This is a genomic window from Microcoleus sp. LAD1_D3 (genome assembly GCF_036702135.1).
GTDB lineage: Bacteria > Cyanobacteriota > Cyanobacteriia > Cyanobacteriales > Microcoleaceae > Microcoleus.
Genome location: NZ_JAUBSB010000017.1, coordinates 32,507 through 52,060, shown reverse-complemented (window position 1 = coordinate 52,060; position 19,554 = coordinate 32,507). Strand labels below are relative to the sequence as shown.

Annotated in this window: 17 protein-coding genes; 8 read left to right on the top strand and 9 right to left on the bottom strand. The window is 45.4% G+C overall.

Annotated elements, in window-relative coordinates; genetic code table 11:
- The first annotated feature begins 231 nt into the window (after nt 1-231).
- From QUA74_RS12570 to QUA74_RS12555, 4 genes are all read left to right on the top strand, one after another.
- The gene (locus QUA74_RS12570; RefSeq protein ID WP_333328939.1) at nt 232-1,797 is read left to right on the top strand and encodes a hypothetical protein; all 1,566 of its coding nucleotides are present in this window, start codon (nt 232-234) and stop codon (nt 1,795-1,797) included.
- An 89-nt stretch (nt 1,798-1,886) separates the two neighbouring features.
- Nucleotides 1,887-2,453 carry a hypothetical protein gene (locus QUA74_RS12565; RefSeq protein ID WP_333328937.1) on the top strand — a complete coding sequence of 189 codons (567 nt, stop codon included), beginning with the start codon at nt 1,887-1,889 and terminating at the stop codon, nt 2,451-2,453.
- 682 nt (nt 2,454-3,135) lie between these two features.
- Complete coding sequence (locus tag QUA74_RS12560; protein WP_445302144.1) at nt 3,136-4,491, top strand: ATP-binding protein; 1,356 nt, start codon at nt 3,136-3,138, stop codon at nt 4,489-4,491.
- Nucleotides 4,492-4,599: 108 nt separating this feature from the next.
- Nucleotides 4,600-5,976 carry an ATP-binding protein gene (locus QUA74_RS12555; RefSeq protein WP_333328931.1) on the top strand — a complete coding sequence of 459 codons (1,377 nt, stop codon included), beginning with the start codon at nt 4,600-4,602 and terminating at the stop codon, nt 5,974-5,976.
- Nucleotides 5,977-6,249: 273 nt separating this feature from the next.
- Here the strand turns inward: QUA74_RS12555 and QUA74_RS12550 are convergent, their stop codons facing one another.
- Entirely contained in the window at nt 6,250-7,050 is an 801-nt protein-coding gene (locus QUA74_RS12550; protein ID WP_333328928.1) for an ion transporter, read from the bottom strand.
- 25 nt (nt 7,051-7,075) lie between these two features.
- On the opposite strand from QUA74_RS12550, the gene QUA74_RS12545 reads away from it, so the two are divergent.
- The 3 genes from QUA74_RS12545 to QUA74_RS12535 all read left to right on the top strand — a co-directional run bounded on the left by QUA74_RS12545 (nt 7,076) and on the right by QUA74_RS12535 (nt 9,906).
- Nucleotides 7,076-8,692, top strand: a complete 1,617-nt coding sequence (locus QUA74_RS12545) for a TerD family protein (protein ID WP_333328926.1) — start codon at nt 7,076-7,078, stop codon at nt 8,690-8,692.
- Between the two features lie 272 nt (nt 8,693-8,964).
- On the top strand, nt 8,965-9,486 hold the full coding sequence (locus tag QUA74_RS12540; protein WP_333328923.1) for a hypothetical protein: 522 nt from the start codon (nt 8,965-8,967) through the stop codon (nt 9,484-9,486).
- A gap of 75 nt (nt 9,487-9,561) precedes the next feature.
- On the top strand, nt 9,562-9,906 hold the full coding sequence (locus tag QUA74_RS12535; protein WP_333328920.1) for an NAD(P)H-quinone oxidoreductase subunit M: 345 nt from the start codon (nt 9,562-9,564) through the stop codon (nt 9,904-9,906).
- A 336-nt stretch (nt 9,907-10,242) separates the two neighbouring features.
- Here the strand turns inward: QUA74_RS12535 and QUA74_RS12530 are convergent, their stop codons facing one another.
- Nucleotides 10,243-10,599, bottom strand: coding sequence for a hypothetical protein (locus tag QUA74_RS12530; protein ID WP_333328917.1), 357 nt, complete (start codon nt 10,597-10,599; stop codon nt 10,243-10,245).
- 1,203 nt (nt 10,600-11,802) lie between these two features.
- Here QUA74_RS12530 and QUA74_RS12525 point away from each other — a divergent pair.
- Complete coding sequence (locus tag QUA74_RS12525) at nt 11,803-14,112, top strand: protein phosphatase 2C domain-containing protein (RefSeq protein WP_333328915.1); 2,310 nt, start codon at nt 11,803-11,805, stop codon at nt 14,110-14,112.
- 175 nt (nt 14,113-14,287) lie between these two features.
- Here the strand turns inward: QUA74_RS12525 and QUA74_RS12520 are convergent, their stop codons facing one another.
- From QUA74_RS12520 to QUA74_RS12490, 7 genes are all read right to left on the bottom strand, one after another.
- Complete coding sequence (locus QUA74_RS12520; RefSeq protein ID WP_333328912.1) at nt 14,288-14,437, bottom strand: hypothetical protein; 150 nt, start codon at nt 14,435-14,437, stop codon at nt 14,288-14,290.
- Nucleotides 14,438-14,445: 8 nt separating this feature from the next.
- Nucleotides 14,446-14,811 carry a DUF1823 family protein gene (locus QUA74_RS12515; protein WP_333328909.1) on the bottom strand — a complete coding sequence of 122 codons (366 nt, stop codon included), beginning with the start codon at nt 14,809-14,811 and terminating at the stop codon, nt 14,446-14,448.
- A gap of 158 nt (nt 14,812-14,969) precedes the next feature.
- A complete protein-coding gene (gene gap, locus QUA74_RS12510; RefSeq protein ID WP_333328906.1) occupies nt 14,970-16,001 on the bottom strand; it encodes a type I glyceraldehyde-3-phosphate dehydrogenase in 1,032 nt (343 codons plus the stop codon).
- Between the two features lie 450 nt (nt 16,002-16,451).
- Entirely contained in the window at nt 16,452-16,763 is a 312-nt protein-coding gene (locus QUA74_RS12505) for a P-II family nitrogen regulator (RefSeq protein WP_242728729.1), read from the bottom strand.
- 1 nt (nt 16,764) lies between these two features.
- Nucleotides 16,765-17,736 carry a sodium-dependent bicarbonate transport family permease gene (locus QUA74_RS12500; RefSeq protein WP_333328903.1) on the bottom strand — a complete coding sequence of 324 codons (972 nt, stop codon included), beginning with the start codon at nt 17,734-17,736 and terminating at the stop codon, nt 16,765-16,767.
- Between the two features lie 203 nt (nt 17,737-17,939).
- Nucleotides 17,940-18,674: a glutathione peroxidase gene (locus QUA74_RS12495; RefSeq protein WP_333328900.1), complete on the bottom strand. Its 735-nt coding sequence runs from the start codon at nt 18,672-18,674 to the stop codon at nt 17,940-17,942.
- A gap of 225 nt (nt 18,675-18,899) precedes the next feature.
- Nucleotides 18,900-19,541: a Uma2 family endonuclease gene (locus QUA74_RS12490; RefSeq protein WP_333328897.1), complete on the bottom strand. Its 642-nt coding sequence runs from the start codon at nt 19,539-19,541 to the stop codon at nt 18,900-18,902.
- Between the last annotated feature and the right edge of the window lie 13 nt (nt 19,542-19,554).

The window sequence follows — 19,554 nt, the reverse complement described above, 5'->3', positions numbered from 1 at the left end:
GATACTGTTGGAAGTGCTGCATACTCCACGGATTTAAGCTTGTGAGTTTAATTCAGTCCTGAAAGTACCAACACTTTCAGAAACCGAGTTTTTTACCAACATACGTCGTTGCATTCCTTTTCACTGGTAAAAAAAACCGTTTCAGAGGGTCGGGAGTACGCCCAAGACGGTAAAATTTAAGAGGGAGAATTTGGCAGTTAATTTTCAGCCGAAAGTAGGAGAGAAAGATTTGTGAGTATTTTTAAGAAAAAAATTAATCCTTCACCCTTCGCTAATCTGCCATTCAAACAGCCGATCGACCGCGCGGCCATCTTCCTCATGCTAGTGCTGAGCTTCTTAATAGGGCTGCTGCTGCTGAGCGGCGATCGCACAGCACCCAGAGTGCGAGAATTTACCTGGGAAAACAAACAAATCGGCGCCGAAGATACCGGCTTTCTCCTCACATTCTTTCGGCCGATGAACCAGTCCACCGTCGAGGAAAACTTAAAGCTAGAACCCCCCCTGCCCGGTAAATTTAGTTGGGCTGGAAGACGCATGGCTTACACCCTCAAAGATCCAGCACCCTACGGCGTTACCTACACCGTCAAACTCGCCGGAGCAACCGATAAGTATTTCGGAGAAAAAAACCAAAATAAAGGAACGCCAATGCAACCGTTTAGCAGTTCCTTTCGCAGCCGCGATCGAGCTTTTGCTTACATCGGTGTCCAAGGCGAAACAGAAAGCAGATTAATGCTAGTCAATCTCACCAGCAGCGAATCAAAACCGATACCGCTGACTCCCAAAGATTTAGTCGTTACCGATTTTAAACCGTATCCCGACAGCGATCGCATTTTATTCTCAGCCACCGATCGATCAATCGCCCGTACTCGCGGCACTCTAAATCAAGAACTATTCACAGTCACCACCGGCCTCAACCCCCAATCGGACTCAGGAACTCAACAAAAATACCCAGCCGGTAGAATCGACAAAATCTTAGACTCCAAAGATTACCAAAACCTGAAATTCGACCTCTCAGCCGACGGAAAAATCATAGTTGTCCAGCGCGTCAACCGCAGCAATCCCGGCGATTTCAGTCCTTGGATTGTGGAAGAAAAAGCGCCGCCCCGACGCTTGGAAAATGAACAAGGCGGAGATTTTATGATTCGCCCCGATAGCAAATCGATGGTAATATCTCAAAAACAAGGATTAGCGATCGTCCCCCTCAAACCGGAAGCAGACCCAGTAGAATTTTTGCCAAAATACGAACAAGTATTGGGCATGGCCCGCGACAACTCCGCCGCCACCTATGTTAAATACAACAGCGACTTTACTCGATCGCTTTTCATCTTAGATAACCAAGGTGTAGAACAAGAAATATTGCGTATTCCCGGCAGCATTATGGCCGTTTATTTCGACCCCCGCAAAAACCAAGACAACCAAGTTCAGCGTCTCTACTGTTTGTTAGCCCAACGCCTCAAAACAGAAAGCTACAAAGAACAGCCTTTCATCGCCACCATCGACCTCAAAAAAGAGGGGACTCGTTTGGTAGGAACCATCAAACCGCTGCTGATTTTGCCCAACCAATTAGATACCCAAATCAGTTTATCTCCCGACGGGCTGGCATTAATTTTCGACCAATCAGTCACAGCAGCAACTCCCTCAGCAGCAGACAGTCCCCGCAACGATAGTGGACAGTCGATCGCCACCAGCCGCCTCTGGCTGCTACCCTTAGTAGAAGTACCCGCAAACGGTTCTCCCGCAAAACTACAGCCAGAAGAACTTCCCTTTGCCGGCTATCACCCCCGCTGGCTACCATAAATCAATTTGAGATTTGAGATCGCACTGCTGACTAATGACTGGTGACTCATCTAAAATCTAAAATCTAAAATCTAAAATCTAAAATCATTATGACTCCCGAAGAAATTAGCAATACCCTTAAAGACTTATTTGGTGACAGTGTTGAGATGCCTGCTGCCACTTCTTGGCAAGTAGAAACCCCCAATTTTCGCCTGTTAGTCCTCCTTTCAGAAGACGGGACGTGGCTGCGGATTTTGCTGCCGATCGCCGATGCCCAGGAAGCTCAACCATTTCTTGATAAACTGCTAGAAGCTAACTTTGACACCACCCTCGAAACTCGCTACGCCTTACATCAAAACGTTTTGTGGGGAGTATTTCAGCACAGTTGTGCCACACTCGCGGCCGCCGATTTCTCGGCCGCCGTCGCCAGAGTGCTGGCTTTGCAAGAGCGAGGTTTGTCTGACTTTTTCGGCGGTTTGATAGAAAGCCGCATCCGTCAAATCATCAAAGCTGCGAAGATGCAGGGACAGTCTGTCGAAACTACCCTTCAGACTTTAGACCGTTTCTACGCAGAGGGATTGATGGGTGAAATGGAACTAGGGCGAGAGTCTAGCGAAAAAACTCTCGCCGCTTGGCGGTATCAGCTAGAACGCCTCTGGCCGGAGGTGGAACCCTAAGACGATGACAGATTGCAGATTGCAGATTGCAAAAAACTGATGACCATCGAGGTTGGGAAGTTGCCTCAAGTTGCATTTCTTTGTAGTGATATAGGAACCGCGGCCGACGGTTAGGATGTTCTTAATTGCACAAACCCTTGCGGAACATTGCTTCTTCCTTCTCTCCTAGATAACTCAAGCCTTCCATCCGTTACATTCGGTTACATCCGCAGAAAGCGAATCCGTGGCCCAACTTCCTTTGGTCTGGGCCCTAGTCTTGACAGTTGGAGCCTGCAGCTCCTTGGACGATGGCTAATCCGGGCCCTCGAACCCTCGAAGGATGCCCGTATATTCACTGATAACCCGCGAGCTGTTCTCCAATTCCCTTCTATCACTGGAAAAATGGTATAACTTATCACAATAATTCGTTATAAATATTAAAAATTTTCGGAAAACACGCGATCGCAGGTATATCATGGTAAAAAGTTTAAAGCGCCTACTCCGTAAGTTCCACAAAAGCTTAGATCGTTTAATATTGATTTAGAAACAAAATCTTTAGCACACAATGCTAGTGCGATCGGGTTTTCCCATCGGGTGCTGTTGTAATTTCACAAATTAGCAACTACCCGCTACCAATTACCCGTTACGAATTAATAGCAACTTAAGTTGTTCATGAATACAATTTTTAACAGGGGTTTCATCTATGTTTGCTGTGCGTGAGACTAGCTCGGAGTTATCAGTGTTGCATATACCTGAATTTTGTACTTGGAACATCTCCTTAGAATCAACTCTCCTAGACCTGCCACTCTCCAACTGCCAAATTGAATTAACTCAACAGGCAAAAGAAGTAGCCAAGGCTTTTGAAGAAAATTCCATGCTTCCCGGCGTCATGTTGACAAATGAGGGTAATTTTGTCGGCATGATATCCAGGCGTCTATTTTTTGAAAAAGTTAACTGCCGCTACGGAGTAGAAATGTTTTTCAAGCGGCCAATAGAGGTACTGTACAAGTTTGCCAAGGCAGAGGAACTCGTACTTCCCGCCAGTAAGTTAATAGTAGAAGCAGCCCAGGAATGTCTTTACAGATCAGCCGAATTAATTTACGAACCCGTAGTAGTGGAAATAGCCCCCCAGACCTACAAGCTGTTAGACGTACACCAATTAATGGTCGCTCAATCAAGAATTCACGAATTAACCAATAAGTTACTCCACAAACAAACCCAAGCCAAACTCATCCAAACAGAAAAAATGGCGAGTTTGGGGAGGATTGTAGCAGAAGTAGCTCACGAAATCAGAAATCCGCTGAACTGTATTTGGGGAAATTTAACTTTTCTGCTGTCCTATTTTGAACACTTGCTTCAGCTCATGTCGGTTTATGAAGAAGAATATTCGGCACCCTGTCCCCGAATTGATGCCCTTAAAAAAGAAATTGAATTTGATTTTTTACAAGAAGATTTGCCGATTACCTTAGAAGGGATGGAGTTGGGAGCCTCGCAATTGCTAAAAATAGTTAACGGGCTGCACCACTTCTCTCACATGGACGAGACAAAACCAGCCGCGACAGACATTCACGAATGCGTGGAGATGACGCTGTTAATTTTGAAAAACCGCTTTAAAAACAACATAGAAGTGGTTAAAAATTACGGCGAACTGCCCCTAGTTAGCGGCTACTCCGGTCAGTTGAGTCAGGTGTTTTTGAATTTGTTAGTTAATGCTCTAGACGCCCTGACAGAGTACGCCGCCGATCGAGAAATAAAGACCCACTGCTCGGACAACTGGCAGCCCCAAATCGAAATTACCACTAAAGTCATAGAAACCGAAGACGGCAAGCGGGTGGCAATTTGCATTGCCGATAATGGGCCCGGCATTCCTCCAGAAAATCACCAGCAGATATTTGACACCTTTTTTACCACTAAACCAGCAGGCAAAGGCAGCGGTATGGGGCTGGCTATCTGCCATCAAATCGTCACAGAAAAGCACGGCGGCCAAATGAAATTGCGATCGCAACCAGGCAAGAACACTGAATTTGAAATTCTCCTGCCTATAGTTCACAAAACATGATTAACTCAAGAATATTCTCGGTTGTTCGCTCCTGCGCTGAAATGATAGGCTAGCTTAGTAGTACGTTCTCATTTCACTTTCCCAGCGTTTCGGCAACTAAAAGTTCCAGTGGCAAATAAATTCAGTTCCAAACTCCTTAGCCCTTCAGTCTCCGAAGGCAGCCATCAAGACCTTTCGCTAGAGTCTACTCTCTGGGATTTGCCCCTGTATGACTTTCAGGTTAAATCGAGCTGCTTGGCTGTGGCAGTTGCCGAAATATTTGAACAGTATCCCCTAGTGCCGGGAGTCGTCTTGATGGAAGCAGGAGAGTTTGCTGGCATGATATCCCGCAGGCAACTGCTGGAATATTTGCTCAAACCCCAAGGCCCCGAGCTATTTTTGCACCTCCCGCTGAAAGTTCTCTACAGTTACGCTCGCCTCGAAATATTATTAGTCCCAGAGAGTACAACAATTTTGGCAGCAGCTCCACAAGCTCTGCGTCGATCGCCCGAATTGCAGTCAGAACCAATCGTCGTCCAAATAGACTCCCAATCTTATCGCCTCTTAGACCCTCACGCGCTAAACATCGCCTACTGGCAAATTCGTGGCATCGAAACTCAAGTCCGCTACGAAAGAGCCCAAACTCAAATGATTCAAAGCGAAAAAATGGCTAGTTTAGGGCGTTTAGTCAACGGAGTAGCCCACGAAATTTTAGATCCGGTAGGCTTTATTTGGGGCAATTTAACCTACGTAAGCGACTACAGCAAAAACTTGATGGAGTTGCTCTCAGTTTACGACGCATACTGTACTGACCCCCCGCCGGAAATAGCACGGCTCAAAGAAGAGATCGACTATGACTTTTTGCAAAACGATTTCCTCCGAACTGTTGCCAGCATCAAATCGGGAGCAGAACGTTTGAGCAAGTTAGCAACCAGTTTGCAAAACTTCTGCCACATCGACGATATTTATCCCAAACCCACCGACTTGCACGCCAACATAGACAGCATACTTTTGCTGCTCAAAAGTCATTTGACGAGGGAAATCCAAGTAGTGAAAAACTACGGCTATCTGCCACCAGTACCGTGCTATGCAGGACAGCTAAACCAAGTATTTATGAATATCTTGACCAATGCTATTCATACATTAATTAATGAAGCCGTCGGTCAAGAATTGGCGAAAGAGTTTAAAGGTGGAGGACTCAGAGAGTGCGATCGCCAGCCTAAAATTGAAATCACAACTCAAGTCTGCTGTCCCGAACCTGCGCCGGATTTAGACAAACTTCATGTTCGCTGGGTTTCGATTTGCATAGCAGATAACGGGCCAGGAATGTCACCTAGCAAGTACAAAAAAATCATAGAATCATTCTCTACGGAAAAACGCGCCCTCAAAGAAACCAGTTTAGCAGTTAGCTATCAAATAGTGACGGGCAAACACGGCGGTGCATTCAGAATGCGATCGGAATTAGGCAGAGGCACTGAATTTGAAATTTTGTTACCCTTAGCTTAAATAGGACTAAGACCAACTGTCACAAATAGGGGTTAAATTTAGGTATGTAGTTGCGCTTTAGCGCTCTTAGCTTAGGAAAGAGCGCTGAAGCGCAACTACATACCTTTGTTTAATGTGCCAGTTGCCTAATTATTATTACAGAAGGAAGAGGGAAGAGAGAAGAAGTTACACTGTATTCCTGATTTATGAAGTATAGGACACGGCAATGCAGTTTCCCTACCCGTTATCTGTACTACACTCAACAGTCAACAGTCAACAGTCAGCAGTCAACAGTCAACCATTATCTAATTGACTGCCGCACATTTTACAAAATCTAGCATTAGCATCGTGTACAGACCAACCGCAACCTTGACAAACAGCTTTTCCGTGATTAGCACTTTTAACTAAGTGTTTAATCAAATCCCCCAATTGCCAAGGAATCAGAGCAATTCCCGTCAAAATCATCAAAATAGTCAGAAAACGGCCGGATTCCGAAATCGGAGTAACATCCCCAAATCCCACCGTCGTCATCGTGACAACCGAAAAATAAACCGCATCCAAAAAAGTCCCAAAACTTTCGGGATTTGCCGGATGTTCGACTTGATAAATCAAACCAGAATAAACAAAAATTATTGCCAGCAAAGTAAACAAAATCCGAGCAAAAATAACCCCATCTTCGCTGCTGATGCGGAAAATAGAAATTTTTAATTCCAGAAAACGGATGAGCCGGAGAATTCTAAACCAGCGAAAAATGCGGATAAAACTAACGTTGACAAATCCCAGCAAAAATGGTAATATTGCCAGCAAATCAATAATTGAAAAAAAACTAAAAATAAACTTAACTCGATTTTCGGCACACCATAGTCGCAATAAATACTCAAACACAAAAACAACTAAAAGCGCTGTATCGAGAGTTTGTAAATTAATTCTAACAGCTTCCGAAATCGGGTAAGTTTCGGCGATGAAGCTGGTCGAAGATAGGAGAATGAGTCCGGTAAGAGTTAAATTTACGGTTCTGCCAATTGGGGTTTCGATGTCTTCGAGATAAAATCCAATTTGCGATCGGGTTAACATAGATGAGATAATTAATACCATTTATGAGATAAGGGAATTATCGCATATGAGTATCGAATTAACGAAGGGTGAAAGGTTCAATCTTTCTAAAGAAACTCCTGATTTCAGTAAAATTGCGATCGCCCTGGGTTGGCAAGTCAGCCAGACAGCACAAAACTGCGACATTGACGCATCTGTTTTTATGTTAGCGGCGGACGGTCGCATTCCTGATGAAAATTATTTTGTATTTTACAACAATCTGACCTCCCCCGACGGTGCGGTGCGGCATTCAGGAGACAGCGCGACTGGGCAAATAGACGGAGATGATGAGACGGTTTATGTGGATTTGAGTAAAATCAATTCGGCGATTCAGGAAATTGTGTTTATTGTGACTCTTCACGAGGGACAGGAAAAAAATCAAAGTTTTAGTCAAGTTACAAATGCTTTTATCAGGCTTTACAACCGAGAAACTCTTAGCGAATTGGTTCGGTACAATTTAAATCAGATATTTTCCCAAGAAACGGCTTTAGAATTTGGACGTTTGTATAAGAAGAATGGCGAATGGAGGTTTCAGGCGGTAGGACAGGGATATAATGCTGGGTTGCAAAGTTTTGTAGACAAGTATTATGTTGAGAATGCGGTTGAGAAAAGCTCGAATGCTGGTGAGAAGGTTGATGATGCTGAGGTTGTGAGGCGGTTTAGCGATCGGGTAGATCGGTTATTGCGCGAAGAGGCGATCGGGGAGACACCGATTCCAGTATCTAAAGACGCGGTAGAACAGCGGGCTGCTACTCCTGTGAATGCGGATACTGTGCAATCTCAGGAAGAGGAAAAAATAGATGATTCTGCACTAGAAAATCTGGAACCAGCGATCGCTGCTGAGGAATTTTTGCAGCGGTACCAAGAGGGAGAACGAGATTTTACAGGGATTAACTTAGCCGGAGTAGACTTGAGCGGAAAAACTCTGGAATATCCTATTAGTTTAAGTCAAGCCAACCTGAGTAATGCCAACCTGAGTAATGCCAACCTAGTTAAGGTAAACTTGATAGGGGCTAACCTGCAAGGAGCAAATTTGAAATCCACAAATCTGCAACAAGCCGATTTAATTCAAGCTAACTTGAGTGGCGCTAACTTAACTAAGGCAAATTTGAATTATGCAAGACTGATTCAAGCGAATTTAAGTCAAGCAAAATTGAGCGAGACACAATTGAATAGTGCGAACCTGACTACAGCCAATTTAAGTAGTGCCAACCTCACTCAGGCAATCTTAAATAGCGCTAATTTGATAGGAGCAGATTTAAGTCAAGCCAAAGTAACTAAAGTTAACCTATCCTATGCTGATCTAAGGGGGGTTAAGCTTAATGGGGTAAGTTTAGTTGCAGTAAACCTTGATGGAGCTAACCTAAAAAATGTAAATTTGAAAGTGGTAAGTTTGATCGGCTCTAGTCTTGTTCAAGCTAATCTGAGCGGTCAAAACTTGAGTGGCTTAAACCTGTCTGGAGTTAGCTTTTACCATGCTAACTTGAGTGGAGCAAACTTAACTTCAGCAAACCTGTGCGGAGCAAATTTGAGTTATGCAAATCTAGAAAAAGCTAACTTGAAAGATGCTAACTGGGTTGGAGCAAATATGGCAAATGCAAAACTCGCAGGCGCAATTATGCCAGATGGGACAATTCACGAATGAATTAATCTTTGTAGTAACGAATTGAGTCCTTAGAAATGGCAGGAGTAGGGCGTGTTTTCTTGACCCGGAGATCCCCCCTAGCCCCCTTAAAAAAGGGGGGAACCGGAAGCACTCAAAGTCCCCCTTCTTAAGGGGGATTTAGGGGGATCGAGACTTTGATAGAAGGGACATTTATTATGGGTTTCAGTCTAAAATGGATACCAATAGTGGGGTGTGCATCGCCCTAGAAATAGATTATGATTAGTATTAAAGATCAAATACATAGATTGTCGATGAATGAATCTGACACGGAAATTATAGAATCTACCCTCAGATGGATGACCGAGTTTGTCGAGTTACCGCATCCAGTTTTCAGCGATTTACCGATTTGTCCCTTCGCTAAAAAGGCACGCTTGGCTAATCAAATTTTATTCAAAATAGAGCGGTTTTCAGCGCTGACTGAGTTCGATCGCGATTCTGCCATCATGAAATCAATTTATGAATTTTACAATTCGGAATTGGAAATCATGGTAGTAATTAATCCCGAAAAAACAGCAATTACTGCGCCAGAAACTAAAGAATTGATAGACAAATTGAATAATCAGATTTCCGAGCTAGGCTTGCTGGCTTTTCACATCCATCCCGAAGAAGATTTTAATATTGACGGGCTTCATACTAGGAGGATGCCCTATCCGGGCTTCACTGTTCAAGTAAATTCTAAGCTGAAGCCAGCTTCCGATTCTTTAGAGAAAACTGAATATTACAAAAATTGGACGGCTGAACAACTAAAAAATTTCGGGATTCCGAGAAATTGACGATCGCCCACCCTCCCCGCGCATCTCTGTGCCATTACAATTAATTCAGCAAAAAATCTTTACACATAAGAAGTCATGCAGCTCAAGTCAACAACCCGCCATATTCGCATATACACCGCTATCCTCGAAGATGACGAACTCGTACCCAGCAATGACCTTTTGACGCTCGATATTGACCCAGATAACGAACTTAACTGGAATGAGGAGTCAATCAAACAGGTACAGGCCAAATTCGACCAACTCGTAGACGCATACGAGGGCCAAGATTTGACCGAGTACAACCTCCGCCGTATCGGTTCGGACTTGGAACACTTGGTGCGCTCGCTCCTCCAAAAAGGCCAAATCAGCTACAACCTCAACGGCCGCGCTGTCAACTACAGCATGGGATTGCCTCAAGTTGATGCCAAAATTCACCTGTAAGGGCGATCGAGCGATCGGCATTTAGGTCAACTTAAGATTGAAACCCATAATAAATGTCGCTTGTAGCTGAGTTTTGATCCCTCCTACTCCTCTTAATCAGGGGAGTAGGGGGGAAAAGAGGGTTCTGTTTTGTCTCTCGCTTTGGGGATTGATATCATTTCCGGTTACACCGGAATGATGTTGACTGTTGACGGTTGACTGTTCACGGCGTCAACAGTCAACCGTCAACAGTGAACTCGAATTTACTATTCAGATGCTAACGGATTTGATATGAGGGGGATGTAGACTTGGATACAGAGGAAAGGTGGAGATGGGGAGAATGGGGAAAATCTGCTTTTATTCTTCTTCCTGCTTGTTTCTGACTCCTGACTCCTGAATCCCGGCTTCTTCCTTCTTCCGACGGTCATCGGGCTTCTTCCCCGCCTCCCCAGCATCAACCGGAGAACTTGGAACGCGATCGCGTTCCAAAAACTGTTTAACTGCAAGTTGGCGGTTGGTCATAAACTGACCCCAAGCGCCGGGAAACATCCCATCCAAGGTTTCCACCAGCGCCCAAACCTCAAGATTCATCACTTTGTAATAGAAACTGTGAGAATGTTGAATGCTAGTGAGTATTTCGTCTATTTCAACAGCAGGCAGTCGCTTCGGATCGGGCAAATTCTTGGGAAAGGCGCTGGGATCATGTGGGTGCATGGTTAAAAACTCAACAGCTTGCAGAGGCCGGTCAGTCGATTTTAGATTTTAGATTTTAGATTTTAGATTGATTCCACAGATGAATCTGGGGGCTTGAACTAAATATCTAATTGTTTTTGCTCTCCCCGACTCCTGTCGGGGGCTTGCGTCCATCAGTAGATGTGAAATGTGAGATTGTCGATTTTATACTTTAGATGGACTCCACAGATGAATCTGGGGGCTTTTATCCGTCTTTGGACCAGGTTAAATTTAACTTTACTTGCGAAACTCGGTCACGAGGCAATGAACACCCTTGGCGAGAAAACCGAGCATTGATATTTATTTATACCTACCGGCTCAGGTGATTTCTACGTACCAGCATCCTACCATTATAGTTAGTCTAAAATCTCAATTCACTTGAGTGCTGCGATTTCTTCGGAAATGGCCACTATCAGGAATATGCTGAAAACAGTGTGATTTCAAGCCCATGACGGGGGTGTCGCGCGATCGTCTAACCCTGAAAGCTCATAGCAAGATTCATCCGTCCGTCAACAAAATGGTAAACTGTTCGTGTCAGTACAAGACATTAAAACCTACCCCTAGACTGGGGGAAAGTCACGCCTAAAATATTGTCAGGAGTTGGACTAAATAGCAAAAAAGTTTACTAAAGTTAGTCAGACTTAGCTTGACTGGTTAACCTTTGTGGGTGGTAGAATTAGAGCGATGCCAAAAACCAAGGCTTAATTATCTGGGAGAGTAAACCGAGCGTGCAAGTCAAAACTGACCAGCCTGTAAAAAGGTCGAACGGGAGTCCGCGTTTCGTTAAATTGGTTGAAAATATTGGATGACTCATGGCTAAAAGCTTCAACTAAAATTAATTCGATTAGGGTGGGCTACACCCGAATTAACGCCTGTGGACAAGAAGGAGCCGACTCCCTTGGGTGAAGCAGGAAGCAGACCCTTCAGGAGCAATCCCGATTGAATGGTGAGACTTAAATAAGTTTAGCCAAGTTTTGTGTAGCAGATATCACTACGCACACAACAGTGGAAACGTGGTGAGCCCGGGAACCTGAAAAATCAGGATATTAGGACTGCGAAGTCTTAAGAATCTCCGTCTGTTGAGAAAGCGGGGGTGTCAAATAATCGCCACGTATCAACCCGTCGAGGTTCAATCGCTAAAATAGTTCAGATCAGCACGCTTGCCCAAAGGCGTCAGGAACCCTTATGCAAAACTCTGTGGCAAAACACTACTTATGGGCTTTAGGTGAAGGGATCAAAGGGTGTAAGCCAGGCGATCTGATCGCTGGTCGCTACTTGGTCAAGCGCGATCGACTTCTTGTCGATACTCAACCCGAACACTTGCCGGAACTGCCCGAAGAGATTCCGAGTCTTGTCACTCCTTATCTGAGACTGTTTGCCTATCAGTTGCACGTACCTCAAGTATACGGCCTGGTATCGTCCAAGATGAGCAAGCTATCGGGAGATATCTGGCTACTGGAAAACGGGCCGATTTTGAAGGTGACGGAATCTTTAATGCCGGAATTGGCGGATTCCTGGAAAGGAGCCGCAGCGATGCGCCAGCTCAATTGGCTGTGGCAAATTGCCCAGTTGTGGCAGCCGTGTATCGCTCAGGGCGTGGCTTCCACACTGCTGACTCCGGAACTGCTGCGGGTGGAAGGGCAATTGGTGCGGTTTCTGGAATTGCAGCCCGATCGCAAACCGCCTCATTTGTCGCAGTTGGGCAAATTGTGGCAGCAGTGGCTCGAAGATGCTCACCCGGCTATTGCTAATTTTTTGAGGCAACTTTGCCAGCAAATGGTTGCCGGTCAAGTGCGCCACGGCGAACAATTGATGGGCCAGTTGGATAAAGCTTTGGCAAAGTGCGGCCGATTTTACGATCGTCACGTTGAAATTGCCACGGGCACGGATGTAGGCCGATCCCGGGCTCACAACGAAGATGCTTGCTATCCGCCCAGTGGTAAGGTGTTCGCAGGAAACCCGGGTGCGGAAGCTTGCGCGATCGTCTGCGACGGTATCGGCGGACAAGACGGCGGCGAAGTCGCTTCGGAAGAAGCGATTGGTGTGCTGCGCGACAAGTTGCAGCAAATGCCCCTACATCAGGCTAATTGGGACCCGTTGAGCCTGACTTCCAAGCTGGAACGGGCGGCTTGTGCTGCTAACGACAAGATAGCCAGTCGCAACGACAGCGAACACCGCCAAGGCCGCCAGCGGATGGGAACTACGCTAGTTATGGCTTTAGCCCACATTCATGAGCTCTATGTCGCCCACGTCGGAGACAGTCGGGCTTACTGGATTACCCGCACCGGCTGCTATCAAGTTACTCTCGATGATAATGTGGCTTGCCGTGAGGTGCGTTTGGGCTACTCTCTCTACCGGGATGCTTTGGAACAAGTGGCCGCCGGAGCTCTGATTCAAGCTTTGGGGATTACTTCGTCCAACACTCTGCACCCGACTGTGCAGCGTTTTCCGGTGGATGAAGACTGCGTTTTGCTGCTGTGTTCCGACGGTTTGAGTGATAAAGACCGGGTTGAGGAATGTTGGGAAGCGGAGATTTTGCCAATTCTCGACGGTACTATTAATTTGGTTAAGGCGCGCGATCGACTGATTGAGATTGCTAATACTAGAAACGGTCACGATAACGTTACTGTTGCTTTAATTCACTGTCAAGCACATTTGAGGGAAGACGGCAATACTTTGACAGAACTGTCTGTCGCACCTTTAGATACGCCGATCGAACTAATTTCCGACAGCGAGGATATGCCAACGGATTTGACCGATATCACAAGCCTTGGCGAGGGTAATTCTCCAGCAAAAACGCAGTTGTTACAGCCGGAAAAAAGCAAAAGCCCATTTTCGCTGCTGCTAAAAATTTTATTTTTATTAGGCTTGGGGGGTGTATTTGCTTATTTTTTCATCCCTCCGGTGGGTCGGGCGATCGATACTGCCGGGGAGTCGATTTTCGGGAAAGGCGGCTTAATTAATGCTGGAAGCTCGCCGGAGAAAAATGTTGAACCTGTAGCTTCTCCGGTCAAATCTTTAGAACCAGGCTCGTTTATAGAGATTAAAAGTTCTGCGGCTGGGGAATTGGGAAAAGAGGGCGAGCGCTTGGATTTGCGAGGCGCAATCGGTGAGTTGACTGTCAAAGGAACAGTCCCAGCCGGCAGCGTTTTGCAGGTGACAAACAAACAGCTTACGCCTCAAGGCAATTGGCTGGAATTGAAAGTTTGTTCGATTCCTGAAATAGTGCGATCGAACTCTCCCAAACCCGAGTCAAATAAAGATTTTTCTACAGTTTCAAAACCCGCACTAAATCCATCTCCCGCTGTGGCAACACCCTCGCCTTCCCCGGCAGTTAAGCCAACAGTCGAAGTAGAAAGCGCCAAGCTGCAACCGGGGGAAATTGGATGGATTCAAGAACAAGCTGCGGTTTCTAAAGTAGCCTCTAGCCTAGCCTTAAACCCAACTCAAAAGGGGAAGTGCGTTGATTCTGACTCAAATCCCAATGCTAATTAAACTGTTAATGCTTGAGTATGTTGAACAAATTGGATCGAGTTTAGTATAAAGGAAAATGCAGATTCCTAAACCAAACTAATATTAACTGGTACAATCGCAGGTCAAGTAGCTGAAACATTTTTAGATTTTAGATTGGGGATTTAACAACTCCCAATCTAAAAACGTTTCAAAATTTCTAACCTAATTTATTAGAGGCTTCTGCCAGTTTAGTCACCATTTGGGATACGGCTTTGTCAACTGCCGCGCTCAAAAGTGAGTCTTGGTTGCTGCTGCCAGAATTGCCACTGACACCTCTAACGCCGGCAACAACCGCACAGCCATCCAAAATTCTTGTTACGCCCCAGATTCCATAAAACCCATCAACCAATTAGCCATCGTCGCCCTGCGAGTCTGTCTCGGCCCGAATTCCCCAATTTTATAGCCCTTAAACCCCAATTTTTCCTTCAGCAACTGCTTGTTTTCTGGAGGGGTCGATCGAGTCAATTTCACCGTCGCCGGCCTAGAATCGATAAAATCCGGCGGTTCCGGGTACTCTTGCCGCCAGTCGGCTGCAACACCTGCACTGTTCCACTTGCCAGTCTCGGCATCGCAGCGGTAGCCCAGATACTGCCAAACTAATCGGTTGACGGCAGCATCGTCGATTTCTTCGTTGAGAATAGCCCAAATAGTTTCGTTATTCAGCGGTGGTAATTCAGACATGAGTGCGATCGAATCGGAAATAAAAAAAGTTTAACTCACATTAGATAACATTATCAGGAACGGGCAAGATGCCCGTTCCACAAAAAATCATAGGAATTTGTGTGTGGGGAGTAGGGGTTGGGCACGCGAGCCCGCCCAAAATGCCACCTCACAAAAAATCAATTATTCAAAATTCCGTCTTTCTCGGCCATAGACAGCATTAAGTCAATCACGCGGCTAGAATAACCCCACTCGTTGTCGTACCAGGAAACCACTTTGAAAAACTTAGAATTCAGTTCAATTCCCGCACCAGCATCGAAAATGCTCGATCGCGCGTCGCCCTGAAAATCTGTCGAAACTACCGCATCCTCAGTATATCCAAGAATGTCTTTGAGTTCACCCTCAGAGGCTTTTTTCATAGCCTCGCAAATTTCTTTATAGCTAGTTTCCTTCGCCGTTTTGAAAGTAAGGTCAACTACAGACACGTCGGGAGTTGGCACGCGCAAAGCCATTCCCGTCAATTTTCCTTTCAATTCTGGCAACACCAAAGTAACAGCTTTCGCTGCACCGGTCGAAGATGGAATAATATTTTGAGCCGCACCGCGTCCTCCCCGCCAATCTTTTTGGCTGGGGCCGTCTACAGTTGGTTGAGTAGCTGTCATTGCGTGAACTGTAGTCATTAAACCTTCTTCCAATCCGAAGTTATCGTTGATAACTTTGGCAATTGGTGCTAAACAATTCGTCGTACAGCTAGCATTAGAAACAACCGTATCTTTTGCCGGGTCAAATTTGTGGTGATTGACGCCTACTAGAAAAGTGGGAACTTTTTCCGGGTCTTTTGTCGGTGCTGAAAGTATTACTCGTTTTGCTCCCGCCGTCAAGTGTTTTGATGCGCCTTCAAAATCTGTAAACAATCCGGTAGATTCTACAACATAATCTGCGCCGGATTTACCCCAGGGCAATTCGGCAGGATTTCTAATCGCTGTACAGGGGATAAAATTTCCGTCAACGACAATCCCGTCTGGTTTGCTTTCAACTTCGCCGTCGTAAATGCCGTGGGTGGAGTCGTATTTGAAAAGATAAGCCAGGTTTTCTGGCGAAACTAAGTCGTTAATGCCGACAAATTGGATGTTGGGGTTTTTGATGCCGGCACGCATGACTAGCCGTCCGATGCGACCAAATCCGTTGATGCCAACTTTTAATGCAGCCATGTTTAAACTCCTCTTGAAAATCTCGCTAGTCGATCGGGCGATCGTCTGTGGTGGCTTAGAATTTACCACGCTAACGGATTTTGGCAACTGATTCTTTTCTATCTCTTAAGAATTCTGAATTAGGCCCCGGCTGGGAAGGGCAATTAATCCTGAAAAGACCCCTGACTAATGGCTAATGGCTGATGAGTATAAACTTGTAAAAGTGCTATAATAGACAGAAAATATTTTCAAAATCGCTTTTTTTAATCAGGCTAAAGTAATAATAAAAAACTTATCCAAAAGGCGAAACGGATTGGGATTCTCACCAGTGGCGATTGTCGGAACTAAAGCCTAGGATGAAAGTCGCATATCCGCTCAAGGACACGGCATTGCCGTGTCCCTAAACATATGGCGTAGAATCTATGTGTAGCTCAAATTTTCCGAATTGGTATAATCACTAAGGACTAATGACTACCCGACGCACCTAGTAATTAGCAATTCCACCGCATCTGAAATAAAACACGACCCACCAAATTTATTGAGCACGGGTCTAATGTTTTCTGCAACTGCTGAAACTTGAGCTGGTGAACAAAAAGCAAGCACATAAATGTTATCCAGCGCCGTCATTGATGAACCACGAGAAACGTGATCCCTAGTGCTTTTTCCAGCGACATCACGAATCACCGAATAACCTGGTACCCCAGCTTTGTCTAAACCGTCTAAAATCTTGCCGAGCTCCACTGAGTGAGCTATGATTTCTACTCTTTTGACTGACTCCATCATCTCACCTCCAAAACATATTGATTCCGTATAGATACAGGGGAATGCCTACAATGATATTAAAGGGAAATGTCACTGCTAAGGCAGTTGAAATGTAAAGGCTTGGATTCGCTTCGGGAACAGTTAGGCGCATGGCTGCTGGTACTGCTATATAAGAAGCACTCGCGCACAATACGGCAAACAGCAAAGTGTCTCCCTGCGGCATTCCGATTAATTTGGCTATTACCAAAGCAATTACTGCGTTGACTAGGGGAATTAGGATTGCAAAGCCGATCAGAAAAACTCCTGCTTCTTGCAAATCTTTAATTCTGCTAGCGGCAACCAGCCCCATGTCTAGCAAGAAAAAAGTCAGAACTCCGTAAAACAAGTCTTGAGTAAACGGACTCATAATTTCCCAACCATGTTCTCCTGTCAGTATGCCCATAATTAGGCTGCCAATCAGTAGAAAAACTGAACTGTTTAGGAATGCTTCTTGCAACACTTCTGGCCAAACTATTTCGCGTTTTCCTTCTTCCCCGCCAAATACACTGACTAGAATCAGACCAACTATAATTGCTGGGGATTCCATTAATGCTAGCGCGGCTACCATGTAACCGTCAAAGTCGATCCCCTGTGCTGTGAGGAAGGAGGTTGCGGTGATAAATGTGACGGCGCTGATGGAACCGTAGGTGGCTGCGATCGCCGCTGCATTGTAGGCGTCGAGTTTTATCCTCAGTATGAAAAAAGTATAAATGGGTACTAGCATTGACATCAGCATCGCGGCCGCAATTGTCAGGGCAACTTGCTGGTCAATTCCGCTTTTGGACAGTTCGACGCCGCCTTTAAATCCGATCGCAAACAGCAGGTACAGCGAAAACAGTTTGGGGATGGGGGCTGGAATTTCTAAATCAGATTTGAGAAAAATTGCCAGCATTCCCATGAAAAAAGCTAATATTGGGGGATTTAAGATATTTGACGATACTAAACTCAAATCCACGATCGGTCACTCCCATTTCTTGCGTTTTTAATATGACTTCCCCAGTAATTGTTGCACGAGAATGGATCAATAGACCGATCAAACTTTTGACACCGAAGCTTGATTAGGCTAAATACCCCCAAATACGGCAAAGCCGCAAAGTACGCACCGTACAACGAGTAAGGTGTGCACTGTGCGCCCGCAGGCTAAGTATTGTTGTTTAACTAAGCAACTGCCAAATAAGACTCTAGGGCTTCGGAACCACCGATCAACTTGCCGTCGATAAATACTTGCGGCACAGTTGTAGCCCCAGTAATAGCCCGGAGCGATCGAGTTGTGATATCCCGGCCCAAGACGATTTCTTCATAATCCAAGCCCTTTTGACTCAGCATTCCCTTAGCCTTAGCGCAGAAGGGACAGCCCATTTTTGTAAACAGCGAAACTACCTTCGGCTTAGTTGCTGCGGAGTTGATGTAGTTGAGCATCGTCTCGGCATCGGACACTTTGAAAGGGTCGCCCGGTTCATCAGGCTCAATAAACATTTTGTCAACTAAGCCATCTTTTACCAGCATCGAATAACGCCAAGACCGCTTCCCAAAGCCTAAATCTGTTTTGTCTACCAGCATTCCCATGCCTTGAGTAAATTCGCCGTTACCGTCGGGAATTAACGTCACATTGTCTGCTTCTTGGTCTTTTGCCCACTCGTTCATCACAAAGGTGTCATTGACGGAAATGCAAACGATTTCATCTACGCCGTTTTCTTTGAAAACTTTCGCCAATTCGTTGTAACCGGGGAGGTGCGTTGACGAACAAGTGGGAGTAAAAGCTCCCGGCAGCGAAAACACTGCTACGGTTTTGCCTGCAAATATATCATCGGTGGTGACATCCACCCACTCGTTGTCTTTGCGAGTGCGAAAGGTGACTTTGGGTACTCTTTGACCTTCTTGGTTCGTCAGCATGATTTTAAATTCTTGGGTACTTGGGTTCAATTCCTTTGCTTAGTTTAGCGTACTCATAACGAGTATGACTTGTCAAGGGGAGGCGGGTTTTTTTCTCGGACTTGGGCGCGCGCGTGAGCTCAGTTCATTGTCTTTGCGACGATAGTCCGAATCAATCTCGCGGCGCGCGCGAGCTGAGCTCAGTTCATTGTCTTTGCGACAGCTAGCAGATTTAAAACTTGCTGTTTAAGTAGGTCGGCAATTCTGTCTCCATTCCTTTGCTGCTGCTAACGGGTGAGGATTTTTTACACATTCTCTCAACATATCGATATCAATTCCCGGTAGCAATTCGCTTTGTGTAATTAATTCATAACCGCAGTTGGACACGAATTCAACCGGAATTTCTTCTCGCAAATGGTGGATAGAAAATCGGTCATTTCGCCAGAACCAAACCTCTCGTACATTCAACCTTCTATACAGTTCTAGTTTATTGATGCTGCCACTGGTAACAATCACTTCAATTACCCAATCTGGAAATTCTTTATCTGTGCCAATACAGTAAGCTTCATCCGGTTCCGTACCGCCACTTTTTTCCTCTTGTCGCAGAGTTGTATACCCAAAAGGAAAATATTCTATTTCAGCTTCTACAAAGTAAATTTCTAGCAGATTTCCAATGCCAGTTTTGCGACTTTCATGGCGGCGAGAAGGCGACATAATTTCCAAAACTCCATCTAAATAAGTAACTCGATACCCCGCTGTATCTCCAATCCGATTCAGCAGTGTCTCGTATTGTTCCCAGTTGGCGCTATCGGTAATGTAGCGATCTTCAGGATCTTGGCGTTGGAGTGCTTGTTCCTTAAGTAGCGTATCTAGCTCGCTCGTCAGCATCGGTATTACCTCC